This is a genomic window from Bacillus sp. FSL R5-0560, assembly GCF_037966305.1.
Taxonomy (GTDB): domain Bacteria; phylum Bacillota; class Bacilli; order Bacillales; family Bacillaceae; genus Bacillus; species Bacillus mojavensis.
The window spans coordinates 3,454,276-3,466,797 of record NZ_CP150195.1 but is presented as its reverse complement, the minus strand read 5'-3'; the positions used below and the strand labels follow the sequence as shown (position 1 = coordinate 3,466,797).

The 12,522-nt window shown below is 45.0% G+C and carries 12 protein-coding genes; 10 read left to right on the top strand and 2 right to left on the bottom strand.

All coding sequences use genetic code 11. From position 1 onward, the window contains the following. Window positions 1–30 precede the first annotated feature (30 nt). From ganP to NST56_RS18220, 4 genes are all read left to right on the top strand, one after another. Window positions 31–1,287 carry an arabinogalactan oligomer ABC transporter permease GanP gene (gene ganP / locus NST56_RS18235; protein WP_010331937.1) on the top strand — a complete coding sequence of 419 codons (1,257 nt, stop codon included), beginning with the start codon at window positions 31–33 and terminating at the stop codon, window positions 1,285–1,287. A 3-nt stretch (window positions 1,288–1,290) separates the two neighbouring features. Continuing rightward, window positions 1,291–2,142 carry an arabinogalactan oligomer ABC transporter permease GanQ gene (ganQ, locus tag NST56_RS18230; protein ID WP_326334291.1) on the top strand — a complete coding sequence of 284 codons (852 nt, stop codon included), beginning with the start codon at window positions 1,291–1,293 and terminating at the stop codon, window positions 2,140–2,142. Window positions 2,143–2,160: 18 nt separating this feature from the next. Continuing rightward, complete coding sequence (locus NST56_RS18225; RefSeq protein WP_339182287.1) at window positions 2,161–4,224, top strand: beta-galactosidase; 2,064 nt, start codon at window positions 2,161–2,163, stop codon at window positions 4,222–4,224. A gap of 63 nt (window positions 4,225–4,287) precedes the next feature. Then, window positions 4,288–5,577 (top strand): arabinogalactan endo-beta-1,4-galactanase, encoded by a 1,290-nt coding sequence (locus tag NST56_RS18220; RefSeq protein WP_339178268.1) that lies wholly within the window; start codon window positions 4,288–4,290, stop codon window positions 5,575–5,577. A gap of 54 nt (window positions 5,578–5,631) precedes the next feature. Here NST56_RS18220 and NST56_RS18215 read toward each other — a convergent pair whose 3' ends face one another. Then, window positions 5,632–6,831, bottom strand: coding sequence for a SpoIIE family protein phosphatase (locus NST56_RS18215; protein WP_326218377.1), 1,200 nt, complete (start codon window positions 6,829–6,831; stop codon window positions 5,632–5,634). Between the two features lie 29 nt (window positions 6,832–6,860). Then, window positions 6,861–7,673, bottom strand: a complete 813-nt coding sequence (locus tag NST56_RS18210; protein WP_026014611.1) for an alpha/beta hydrolase — start codon at window positions 7,671–7,673, stop codon at window positions 6,861–6,863. 306 nt (window positions 7,674–7,979) lie between these two features. Between NST56_RS18210 and NST56_RS18205 the strand changes: the two genes are divergently transcribed. The 6 genes from NST56_RS18205 (at window position 7,980) to lutA (ending at window position 12,497) form a co-directional block, all read left to right on the top strand. Continuing rightward, window positions 7,980–8,885 carry an ABC transporter ATP-binding protein gene (locus NST56_RS18205; RefSeq protein WP_326332036.1) on the top strand — a complete coding sequence of 302 codons (906 nt, stop codon included), beginning with the start codon at window positions 7,980–7,982 and terminating at the stop codon, window positions 8,883–8,885. Between the two features lies 1 nt (window position 8,886). Then, window positions 8,887–9,624: an ABC transporter permease gene (locus NST56_RS18200; protein ID WP_010331930.1), complete on the top strand. Its 738-nt coding sequence runs from the start codon at window positions 8,887–8,889 to the stop codon at window positions 9,622–9,624. Between the two features lie 3 nt (window positions 9,625–9,627). Next, complete coding sequence (locus NST56_RS18195; RefSeq protein WP_339178263.1) at window positions 9,628–10,743, top strand: sensor histidine kinase; 1,116 nt, start codon at window positions 9,628–9,630, stop codon at window positions 10,741–10,743. Window positions 10,744–10,762: 19 nt separating this feature from the next. Beyond that, window positions 10,763–11,365, top strand: coding sequence for a two-component system response regulator YvfU (gene yvfU, locus NST56_RS18190; protein WP_010331928.1), 603 nt, complete (start codon window positions 10,763–10,765; stop codon window positions 11,363–11,365). An 11-nt stretch (window positions 11,366–11,376) separates the two neighbouring features. Then, window positions 11,377–11,535, top strand: a complete 159-nt coding sequence (locus NST56_RS18185) for a hypothetical protein (protein ID WP_154648865.1) — start codon at window positions 11,377–11,379, stop codon at window positions 11,533–11,535. Between the two features lie 245 nt (window positions 11,536–11,780). Further along, window positions 11,781–12,497 carry a lactate utilization iron-sulfur protein LutA gene (gene lutA, locus NST56_RS18180; RefSeq protein WP_213417999.1) on the top strand — a complete coding sequence of 239 codons (717 nt, stop codon included), beginning with the start codon at window positions 11,781–11,783 and terminating at the stop codon, window positions 12,495–12,497. Window positions 12,498–12,522 lie beyond the last annotated feature (25 nt).

Sequence of the window (12,522 nt, the reverse complement as noted above, 5' to 3'; positions counted from 1 at the left end):
AAAATTTGTATTGTAAGAGAGGTGAAAACGGTGCAGCATCGTAAAGTCGCTTTGTTACTGTCAATCATTCCGGGCCTTGGGCAATTCTACAACAAACAATGGATAAAAGGCCTCTTGTTTCTCCTACTGGGCGCATCGTTTTTTGCGGTATTTGGAGATTTGCTGAATATGGGGCTTTGGGGAATTTTTACGCTGGGAACAGAAGTGCCGCGGGATAACTCGGTGTTTTTGCTGGCGGAAGGCATTATCGCTGTCATTGTGACATGCTTTGGACTCGCGGTATATTATGTGAATTTGCGAGACGCTTATCAAAGCGGAAAACGGCGAGATGAAAAGAAGCCTATGAGCTCTCTCAAAGAACAATATCAAAATATCATTGCTCAAGGCTATCCATATGTCGTCAGCGGACCATCTCTGTTTATTTTAATTTTCGCAGTGATCTTTCCCATCTTATTCAGCTTTGCCTTAGCTTTTACAAACTATGATTTATATCATTCCCCTCCTGCTAAATTAGTAGATTGGGTTGGTTTTCAAACATTCACTGATATTTTCACTGTTGATATTTGGCGCTCGACCTTTTTTGATGTGCTGGCTTGGACAGTGGTGTGGACACTTTGTGCCTCCACTCTGCAAGTCAGTCTGGGGATATGTCTGGCGATCATTGTAAATCAGAAAGACATCCGGTTTAAACGGTTTTTCCGGACCATTTTGATTTTGCCATGGGCTGTTCCCGGCTTTGTCACGATTTTAATTTTTGCCGGTTTGTTTAACGATAGTTTCGGCGCAATGAATCAAGACATTTTGGCTTTCTTTGGCATTGATCCGCTTCCGTGGATGACAGATGCGAATTGGTCGAGGCTGGCGCTGATCCTCATGCAGGGCTGGCTTGGCTTTCCGTATATCTTCCTTGTTTCAACAGGTGTTTTGCAATCGATTCCTGAAGATCTTTATGAAGCGGCGACAATTGATGGCGCTTCCATCTTCTCAAAGCTGAGATACATCACGCTCCCGATGGTGTTCATTGCGATGGCTCCGATTATCATTACACAGTTCACATTTAATTTTAATAACTTTAATATTATTTATCTTTTCAATGGTGGCGGTCCGGCTGTAGCCGGATCAACAGCCGGCGGAACAGATATCCTTGTATCGTGGATTTATAAATTGACGATGCAGTCGAGCCAATATTCCCTTGCGGCTGCTTTAACCATTTTATTGTCTGTGTTTGTGATTGCCATTGCATTGTGGCAATTCAGACAGACGAAGTCTTTTAAAGAGGAGGCATAAGACATGCTGGCAGATATGAAGGTCAGAAAATTTGTGCGGCTCCTTTTCTCTTACTTGTTTTTAGCCTGCATGGCGGTCATCATTGTGTATCCTCTCCTTTGGACGGCAGGCGCCAGCTTTAATCCCGGCAACAGTTTAATCAGTACATCCCTCATTCCGAAGAATCCGACATTTGACCACTACAAAGAATTATTTGCGGGCAAGGAAAGCCTTCAATATGTGCAGTGGTATATCAACTCGATAAAAATCAGCCTGTTTACGATGGCTGGCTCACTGATCTGTGTGACGTTTACGGCTTATGCATTTTCCCGCTTTCGGTTTAAAGGAAGGAAATGCGCATTAACACTCTTTTTATTGCTACAAATGATCCCTCAGTTTTCTGCTTTGATTGCCCTGTTTGTGCTGGCTCAAATATTAGGAATGGTCAATAGCCATTGGCTGCTGATCCTGCTTTATATCGGCGGTCTGATCCCGATGAATACGTACTTGATGAAAGGATATATGGATTCCATTCCGATTGATTTAGACGAAAGTGCAAAAATGGACGGAGCAAGCAGCACGAGGATCTTTTTGCAGATCATCCTGCCTTTATCAAAACCGATGGCGGCAGTGGTTGCGATGAATGGCTTTACCGGTCCGCTCGGAGATTTTGTTTTGTCATCAACGATATTGAGAACACCGGAATCATATACATTGCCCGTAGGCTTATTCAATTTAGTCAATGATGTCATGGGAGCAAGCTATACGACATTTGCGGCGGGTGCCTTGCTCATCAGTATACCGGTTGCCGTCATCTTTATCATGCTACAAAAGAACTTTGTGTCCGGATTAACCGCAGGCGGAACGAAAGGATAAGAGAATAAGGGGGAGAAAATCATGTCAAAGCTTGAAAAAACGCACGTTACAAAAGCGAAGTATATGCTCCACGGAGGAGACTACAATCCTGATCAATGGCTGGATCGGCCGGATATTTTAGCCGACGATATAAAGCTGATGAAGCTTTCCCATACCAATACGTTTTCTGTCGGCATTTTTGCATGGAGTGCGCTTGAGCCGGAGGAAGGTGTATATCAATTTGATTGGCTTGATGATGTTTTTGACCGTATTCACAGCATCGGCGGCCGTGTCATTTTAGCAACGCCGAGCGGAGCGCGTCCTGCCTGGCTGTCGCAAACCTATCCTGAAGTGCTGCGGGTCAATGCCTCCAGGGTGAAACAGCTGCACGGCGGACGGCACAACCACTGTCTGACGTCCAAGGTCTATCGTGAAAAAACGCGGCACATCAACCGTTTATTAGCAGAAAGGTACGGCGGTCATCCGGCGCTTTTGATGTGGCATATTTCCAATGAATATGGAGGAGAATGCCACTGTGACCTATGCCAGAACGCTTTCAGAGAGTGGCTGAGAATGAAATATGACAATAGTCTCAAAGCATTGAATAACGCGTGGTGGACACCGTTTTGGAGCCATACATTTAATGACTGGTCACAAATTGAAAGCCCATCCCCGATTGGAGAAAATGGCTTGCATGGACTGAACTTAGACTGGCGCCGGTTTGTCACGGATCAAACCATTTCGTTTTATGAAAATGAAATCATTCCGCTGAAAGAACTGACGCCTGATATTCCTATCACAACGAACTTTATGGCTGACACACCGGATTTGATTCCGTATCAAGGCCTGGACTACAGTAAATTTGCAAAGCATGTGGATGTCATCAGCTGGGACGCTTATCCTGTGTGGCACAATGATTGGGAAAGCACAGCAGATTTGGCGATGAAGGTCGGCTTTATCAATGATCTTTACCGAAGCCTGAAGCAGCAGCCCTTTTTACTTATGGAGTGTACGCCTAGCGCTGTCAATTGGCATAACGTCAATAAAGCAAAACGCCCCGGCATGAACCTGCTTTCATCTATGCAAATGATTGCCCACGGATCGGACAGCATTCTCTATTTCCAATTTCGAAAATCACGGGGATCGTCGGAAAAACTGCATGGGGCGATTGTGGATCATGACAACAGCCCAAAGAATCGTGTCTTTCAAGAAGTGGCAAAAGTCGGGGAGACATTGGAAAAGCTTGCTGATGTCGTTGGAACGAAGAGGCCGTCTGAAGCTGCTATTTTGTATGATTGGGAAAATGACTGGGCGCTTCAGGACGCTCAGGGGTTTGCAAAAGCGACAAAGCGTTATCCGCAAACACTGCAGCAGCATTACCGCACTTTCTGGGAACAGGATATCCCGGTCGACGTGATTACAAAAGAACATGATTTTTCAGCGTATAAGCTGCTGATCGTCCCCATGCTGTATGTAATCAGTGAAGAAACCATTTCGCGATTAAAGAAGTTTACGGCTAACGGGGGCACCTTGGTGATGACGTATATCAGCGGAATCGTCAATGAGCATGATTTAACGTACACAGGCGGTTGGCATCCAGACTTGCAAACGATATTTGGAATTGAGACGCTCGAAACAGATACGCTGTATCCGAAAGATCGAAATGCTGTCAGCTATCGCAATCAAACGTATGAAATGAAAGATTATGCAACGGTGATTGAATTGAAAGCCGCAACGGCAGAGGGTGTGTATCAGGATGACTTTTATGCGCATACCCCTGCGGTTACAAGCCATCAATATGAACAAGGAAAAGCGTATTTTATCGGCGCGCGTTTAGAGGATCAATTTCACCGAGATTTTTATTTAAGTTTGATAAAAGAACTGTCTTTATCTCCGGTTTTTCCGGTTAAGCATGGAAAAGGCGTCTCCGTACAGGCGAGACAGGATCAGCACAATGATTATATTTTCATCATGAATTTTACGGAACAACAGCAGCTGGTTTCGTTTGATAAGCGTGTGAAGGATATCGTTACTGGTGAAATGCTTTCAGGTGACTTGATCTTGGAAAAATATGAAGTGAGAATTGTTGTGAACTCACATTAAGGTGTGCCTCCGCTCGATATGGGCGGGGTCTTTTTTGAAATCGCTTACGTGAGAGGTGGAAATATGAAAAGCAGAATCATCATGCTGTTAGCCGCTGTCATCGTCTGGAGCGGGATCGGAAGTTCGACTGGATATGCTGCGGCAGAGGGGAAGAAATATGTATCGGAGCTTCATGCGGATGACCTTTTTGTTAAAAAGGTAGCGGGCATGAACAAGGACTTTATCAAAGGAGTTGACGTGTCGAGCATTATTGCTTTAGAGAACAGCGGTGTGACCTTTTACAATGCAAGCGGGAAACGTCAGGACATCTTTACAACCTTAAAGCAAGCAGGCGTCAACTATGTCCGCGTCCGCATCTGGAATGACCCGTATAACGCTCATGGCAATGGTTATGGGGGAGGCAATAATGATGTTCAAAAAGCCATCCAAATCGGAAAAAGGGCAACCGCGAACGGGATGAAGCTGCTGGCAGACTTTCATTATTCCGATTTCTGGGCTGATCCTGCAAAACAGAAGGTGCCAAAAGCTTGGGTGAACTTAAGCTTCGAAGCAAAGAAAGCAAAGCTCTATACATTTACAAAACAAAGTCTGCAGGCCATGGTCAGGGAAGGCATTGATATCGGTATGGTACAGGTCGGAAACGAAACAACAGGAGCAATTGCCGGTGAAACGGATTGGAAGAAGATGAGTCAATTATTCAATGAAGGTAGCCGGGCAGTCAGGGAAATAAATCGAGACATATTGGTCGCGCTGCATTTCACCAACCCAGAAACGCCAGGACGATATTCATATATTGCTGAAACCCTCAACAAAAACAAAGTCGATTATGATGTATTTGCCAGCTCGTATTATCCATTCTGGCACGGTACGTTACACAATTTGTCCTCCGTACTGAAAGCTGTTGCGGATACGTACGGCAAAAAAGTCATGGTGGCGGAAACGTCATACACCTATACGGCTGAGGACGGAGACGGACATGAAAACACAGCGCCTAAAAGCAGTCAGACGCTGCCATACCCGATTTCAGTGCAAGGCCAGGCAAATGCCGTAAGAGATGTGATGGACGCAGTGGCAAAAACAGGAACGGCCGGACTGGGTGTTTTTTATTGGGAGCCTGCATGGGTTCCTATCGGCCCGAAGACGCAATTGGAGAGAAATAAAACGATATGGGAAACATACGGTTCCGGCTGGGCCGCCAGCTATGCAGCCGAATACGATCCTGAAGACGCAGGTAAGTGGTACGGGGGAAGTGCAGTGGATAATCAAGCTTTGTTTGATTTCAACGGACACCCGCTGCCGTCCTTACAGGTATTCAAATACGCGGAAACAGGCCATATCCCGAAAAAACACTGAAAAAATGAAAATCCATGAGGCGTAACAATGCATTGTTATCTCTCATGGATTCTTTTATTTTACATCTATTAAAATAAAACACTCATCATCATTTTTAGGCTCAGCTTGAAGAGATGAGAGGATTTTGTTTTTCAGTTCAGTTATAGGCAAAACAGGATGATCCTTTAATAAATGGACTAAATAACATGAAGCCGTCGGGTCCATCACACCGTCTGTATACAGAAGCAGCCTTCCGCCGTGTGTATAGTGAAGGGTGCTTGACTGAAACACCGCTTCTTCAAACATCCCGATTGGCGGAGCGGTTGCGTCCAGCGTTGATTGGGTTCCCTTAGCATCCTGCCATAATGCGGGCGGATGGCCCGCGTTGACATAATCAATTCTTTGCAGGTCTGTATCAATGATAAGACAAATAGCGGTGCAATAATGCCTTGCCTCCTCATCGTTTTGAAACAAGCTGTGAAGATGGTAGTCTAACTCTTTCATGACTTTGTCGGGACTGAGCCCCTGCGTCATTAATCGCTGGAACAAAGGATGGAGGGACATCGTAACTAATGCAGAAGAAATGCCGTGTCCCATTACATCAAGGATGATCAAGCCGTAGCGGTGCTCATCGATTTGATAAAATCCATATAAGTCGCCTGATAAGTCACTGGATGCTTTATAATACGATTCAATTTGAATATGATCCGTCATCATCGGTTCGGTCAATGAATTTTCTTGGATCTTTCTGGCGAGTTCAAGCTCTCTTTTTGTATTCGATCTGAATTGCTGATTTTCCTTATTGATCGCGAGAAGCTCTTCTTGTTTCTCCTTCAGCGTCTGCAAAGCATTTTCTAACTCCGCATTTGCTTTCTGTTTGGCGAGCAGTGCTTCCTCGACCTCGTTTCTGGCAATCAGCAGTTCATTTTCATATTCATTTCGCTTCCGCATCGGAATGACAACGCATTCTGTTACAGCAGCTTCCTGATCCGTTCTCTGAACAGCGTTTACTAGGACCGGGATTTCTTCCCCATTGTTTGTTTCCAGGGAGATGTACATTTCTTCAATGTGTTGCTCCAGCTGCAAAAGCGGAACAAAATAAAGCTGATAAAAAAGCTTTGCAGGAATGGTTAAAAGAGCATTGATATGCTGGCCGATCACCTGTTCCGGTTCATAATCAAGAATCTTAAGCAAGGTGTGATTGACAGCTAAAATTGTACCCTCTTCAGATAAAGTAAGGAAACCGCATGGTGCATAATTCAATTGTTGATCCATTCAGAGGGTCACCTCTATCCCTTTCGTTCCTAAATCACGTATGCATTCAAATAATCCCTGATCAGTTGTACTGTCTCTTCGGGATGGCTCATATGCGGGCAGTGCCCGTTGGCTTTCATCTGTATGAGTGTGCTGTAAGGGAGATGCTTTTGCATATACTCACCTACTGCTGACGGTGCAATGACATCATTCGAACATTGCAGGATAAGCGAAGGCACGGTCACCTTTGGAAGATCTTTTCGATGATCTGAAAAAAACGCCGCCTTCGCGAATTGCCGTGCGATGATAGGATCAGTAGAACAAAAACGGCTTTCCAGCTCTTCCTTAATTTCTGGACGATCCGGCTGATTCACTACGGTCGCCGCAAAAACGGTTGCCCAGCCAATGTAATTTTTCTCCATCATCTCGATTAACCCAAGGAGCTGCTCTTCCTCAAAACCTCCGTAATACTCAGGCGGATCATTTAAATAGCAAGGAGAAGGCCCCACCATAATCAGCTGTGAAAAAAGCTCAGGACGGCGTAATGATGCAAGCATGCCAATGACAGCCCCGACAGAATGCCCCACAAACACAATTTTTGACAGATCTAAGGCTTCGCAAACATCGATAACATCTTGTGCATAGCCGTCAAGTGTGCTGTAACGATTCATATCATATGCCCGCAAATCAGAATTCCCCGCACCCACGTAATCAAATAAAATCAGCTGATATTCGTCTTCAAAGGCAGGAACTACGGCATCCCACACACTTTGATCACACCCGAATCCAGGTGCAAATACAATTGGTGTTGTGCCGTTCCCCCTCACCTTCACATGATTCCTAGTCAAAATTGATTGATTCATAGTCTGCTCCTTTCAGCCAAAACGACATGAAGATTACTATGTATATCATACCACTTCGGGGTGTGAATTGCGGGCATTCTATGAAAGTAAATAGGAGTCTTGCAGATAGAGGACACGCGGCATGGAGAGCAGGATTGATGGGAAGATGTAGCGTGAGGATTGCCTGGGTGCCGGAAATAATATAAGGCGGTCATATCATCTGAATGAGACAAATGACATTTGTCATCTCATAATCATGACACCCCTTACTAAAAATCATCTGTTCCGGTATTTTACAATTGATGTAAGCAATCAGGAGGTGCTCATGTGATGAATGAGGTTGTGTCAGTAAGAAATGTCACAAAATATTTTCAGCAAAAAACAGCAGTGAAGAACATTCAATTCAGCATAGGAAAAGGAGAGATTGTCGCCATCCTTGGCCCGAATGGCGCAGGGAAGACAACAGCCATCTCTATGATGCTGGGATTGCTGAAGCCAAGTGAGGGTGAAATCAAATTATTTAACCGTCAGCCTGATGAAAAGCAGGTGCGTCAAAAAATCGGCACCATGCTGCAGGAGGTGAGTGTTATGCCGGGATTAAAGGTCTGTGAAACCCTCGAGCTTATCCGCAGTTATTATCCCCATCCATTATCCATGAAAGAGCTTGTTTCGCTGACAGCACTCACAAAAGAAGATTTGAAAACACCGGCAGAGAAATTATCCGGCGGACAAAAACGCCGTCTGAGCTTTGCTTTGGCACTTGCCGGCAATCCGGAGTTACTAGTATTTGATGAACCGACTGTCGGAATGGACACGACATCCAGACACCAGTTTTGGAAGACAGTGAATAGCTTGGCGGATCAAGGAAAGACCATTATTTTTTCAACCCATTATTTACAGGAAGCAGATGATGCCGCACAGCGCATTTTGTTTTTTGCTGAAGGACGGCTTGCCGCAGACGAAACGCCGAAACAAATCAGGGCAAGGATTCAGAAACAGTCTGTCTCCTTTAAGGTTCCATCGGATGAATCATTGGAAAAGCTTTATCGGCATCCGGAAGTTGAACGAGTGACGCAAAAGCATCAGCGAATCAGCATTCACACGTCAAATACAGATAAAGTGTTGGCCCTCATCTTTCAAGAACACATCAATGCACGTGATATTCGAATCGAACAAGGAACACTTGATGAGGCATTTCGACAGCTTGCTGACGGGAACAGGGAGGCGATGTGAGATGAACATGCTGCGGAAACAGTGCATAGCTGAAATGAAAAGGGTGCTCAGGAATAAATATTTTGTATTTTGGTCACTTGTTATGCCGATTGCCTTTTACTATCTTTTTACAAACGTAGTGAATACCAATGTCGCTGACAAAGGCGCCTGGAATGCCCATTACTTAATGTCTATGACAACCTTCAGCGTAATGGGTTCGTCTATGATGACGCTTGGAATCCGTTTGGTACAAGAACGGGCACAAGGCTGGTCAGTCTTTATCCGCATCACGCCTCTTCCGGATCATATTTATTTGGCGGCTCAGATGATCGGGCAAAGTGTCATTCATCTTTTATCTATTACTGTCATTTTTCTTGCGGGCGCCATCATAAACAGCATTGACTTGTCACTGTTTGAATGGGTGATGAGCGGGCTTTGGATTTTAATTGGCGCATTTCCGTTCTTAGCGTTAGGAACATTAATCGGTCTCATGAGAAAAGTAGAAACGGCAGCCGGGGTCAGTAATGTGCTTTACATGCTGCTGGCGATAAGCGGGGGCATGTGGATGCCGATCGAGGTCATGCCGGACATATTGAAAAACATAGGGCAGTGGCTCCCGTCTTATCATTTTGGGAGCGGAGCGTGGGCTCTTGTTCAGGGCGAGCTTCCAACCTGGAAAAATGTTCTGATGTTAATCGCTTATTTAGTGATCTTCATGCTACTATTTAAGTATATAAGAAGAAAACAAGAAGCGGTGTAATACATGAAACTTATAAAATCCATATTCCCCAAGCAATTCGGTTTTTTCCCTTATATCTTTTTGGTGTATACCATTATGCCGTTTCTTTCTTTATTGAGAGAATCGGGCAGCAAACAAGTGCTGGGATATGGCATGCTGCTCCTATTTGTTGTGACATATCGTCAATTGTTCGTCAGTGCGGACAGACCTTCATTTACGTATTGGTTATGCGCGCAAATGGCCATTATTTTTATTTATAGTTTGTTTTATCATATCAGCTATATTTATTTAGGCTTTTTCCCGGCAAACTTTGTGGGCTATTACCGCGAGAAAACGAAGTTCAACCGTGCTTTCTTTGGTCTTGTTTTCATGCTGATATTTCCTTGCGTGTATCATTTTCTGGCGGATTCGGCCTCGATCAGGGAGCTGTTTTCTGTTCTGCCGTTTCTGGTCATTATGCTGATTTCTCCCTTCGGAATTCGTTCCATGTTTCGAAGGATAGAGCTTGAAAAAAAGCTTGACCAAGCCAATGAACATATAAAGGAACTCACCAAAAGGGAGGAACGTGTTCGGATAGCCCGCGATCTTCATGATACACTCGGCCATACCCTCTCGCTCCTCACGTTAAAAAGCCAGCTGATTCAGCGGCTGGCGGCAACAGATGCAGAACGGACCAAGCTTGAAGCGAAAGAAATGGAAACAAGCTCGCGTGCGGCACTCAAACAAGTTCGTGAGCTTGTAGCGGATATGAGAACGGTCACCATGACGGAGGAGCTAGCCAACATTCGGCACATTTTAAGAGCGGGTAATATTACCTTTCAATACGAAGGGACCGTAGATTTTTCAGACATCTCTCCCGTCACTCAAAATATTGTCAGTATGTGTATGCGGGAGGCAGTGACAAATATCATCAAGCACAGCAAAGCGACCCATTGTGCAGTCACCATTTCTCAATATGCCGACAAAATGACCGTTCTCATACGGGATGACGGAACTGGAGCGGTGAAGGAGAAGATGTTTGGGAATGGATTGCGGGGAATGGAAGAGCGGCTGATGTTTATTGACGGAGGACTGACTCTTTCAGCCCAAAACGGAACGGTGTTAACACTGACGATTCCGCTCATTAGAAAAGCAGAATGATAGGAGGAGGACGAAATAGATGATTCGTCTATTTATTGCCGAGGACCAGCGAATGCTTTTAGGCGCTCTGGGATCCTTGCTTGACCTGGAAGAGGATATGAAGGTCATCGGACAAGCGTTAAATGGAGAAGAGGCACTGAAAGCCATTCTCAAGCTGGAGCCGGATGTCTGCATCATGGACATTGAAATGCCGGTTTACAGCGGGCTGGAGGTTGCAGAGGAGCTAATGAAAAAAGGCTGTAAAAGCAAGGTCATTATTCTGACAACCTTTGCCCGCCCCGGATATTTTGAACGCGCCGTCAAAGCCGGCGTACACGGGTATCTTTTGAAGGATGGGGAAATCGACGATCTGGCAGATGCCATACGAAAGTGTGTAAAGGGAAAACGGATGTTCAGCCCGGAATTAACCTTCAACATGATTCGTGATGAAAATCCGCTGACTGTAAGAGAACAACAAATACTGCGGCTGGCTGCTTTAGGCAAGACAACAAAAGACATCACACTTGAACTCTATTTATCTCAAGGCACAGTCCGAAACTATATCTCAGAAATCATCCAAAAACTGAATGCAAAAAATCGGACAGAAGCGGCTAGTATAGCTGAGGAGAAAGGATGGATTTAATGAGGAACCTGGTGAATCGTACAGAACCAGGTTCCTTTTTATTTACATGGTTATTTTCTGGTTTTCTTATCTGTCCGTCCGCAAAGCTTGTACTATACATCGGGGTTATGGATATGTCAGGTTCAGCGGTCGTCGGTGCTTTTTTGTTTGAAATGCTTTTGCGCTCATGAGGTCTTTCGTTCCTTTATCTCTTTGTGAAAACATATAAGAAATACAGAAAGTGTGTGCAAGAACATGAAAAAGCAGTATCGCTTTTTTAAACACGCTGTCCTATGTACAGGCGTTTTTTTATTGCTGAAATCATTAGAAAATGCTTTCAATTTTGTGTCCAAATAGTGTACGATATTGGTAAATGCTTTAACTTCAGGTCATCAGATGACCAGATCATATATTGGGGATGAGAGAGGGGTTCATCATGAAAGTCTCACTTTTTGTCACTTGTCTTGTTGATATGTTTCAAACAAACGTAGGAAAAGCAACGGTAGAACTGCTTGAGCGGCTCGGGTGTGAGGTTGATTTTCCGGAGGGGCAGATCTGCTGCGGCCAGCCGGCTTACAACAGCGGTTACGTAAATGACGCCAAAAAAGCAATGAAACGAATGATCGAAACGTTTCAGGAGTCAGATTATGTCGTCAGTCCATCCGGTTCCTGCACCACAATGTTCAGGGAGTATCCGCACCTGTTTAAAGATGATCCGAAATGGGCGGATAAAGCGCAGAAGCTGGCCGATAAAACGTATGAATTAACCGATTTTATCGTCAATGTCCTTGGGGTAGAGGATGTCGGCGCAACCCTTCATAAAAAAGCGACCTTACATACGTCATGCCATATGACAAGGCTGCTCGGCGTATCGGAGGAGCCGATGAAACTGCTGAGCCATGTGAAGGGGCTTGAATTCACGTCACTTCCGGGGAAACACAACTGCTGCGGATTCGGAGGAACATTCTCTGTCAAAATGGCGCAGATTTCTGAGCAGATGGTTGATGAGAAAGTCGCATGTGTGGAGGATACGGGAGCAGAGGTGCTCATCGGCGCTGACTGCGGCTGTTTGATGAATATCGGAGGTCGGCTTGATCGTAAGGACAAGAATGTCAAAGTGATGCACATCGCCGAAGTGCTCAACAGCAGATAACACTGGATACAGAGGGGGAAAAGGA

Excerpts from the sequence above, each read along its gene's own strand:
- ganQ (WP_326334291.1), top strand. The coding sequence starts at position 1,291 with ATGCTGGCAGATATGAAGGTCAGAAAATTTGTGCGGCTCCTTTTCTCT.
- NST56_RS18220 (WP_339178268.1), top strand. The coding sequence starts at position 4,288 with ATGAAAAGCAGAATCATCATGCTGTTAGCCGCTGTCATCGTCTGGAGC.
- NST56_RS18215 (WP_326218377.1), bottom strand. The coding sequence starts at position 6,831 with ATGGATCAACAATTGAATTATGCACCATGCGGTTTCCTTACTTTATCT.
- NST56_RS18210 (WP_026014611.1), bottom strand. The coding sequence starts at position 7,673 with ATGAATCAATCAATTTTGACTAGGAATCATGTGAAGGTGAGGGGGAAC.
- NST56_RS18200 (WP_010331930.1), top strand. The coding sequence starts at position 8,887 with ATGAACATGCTGCGGAAACAGTGCATAGCTGAAATGAAAAGGGTGCTC.
- NST56_RS18195 (WP_339178263.1), top strand. The coding sequence starts at position 9,628 with ATGAAACTTATAAAATCCATATTCCCCAAGCAATTCGGTTTTTTCCCT.
- yvfU (WP_010331928.1), top strand. The coding sequence starts at position 10,763 with ATGATTCGTCTATTTATTGCCGAGGACCAGCGAATGCTTTTAGGCGCT.
- lutA (WP_213417999.1), top strand. The coding sequence starts at position 11,781 with ATGAAAGTCTCACTTTTTGTCACTTGTCTTGTTGATATGTTTCAAACA.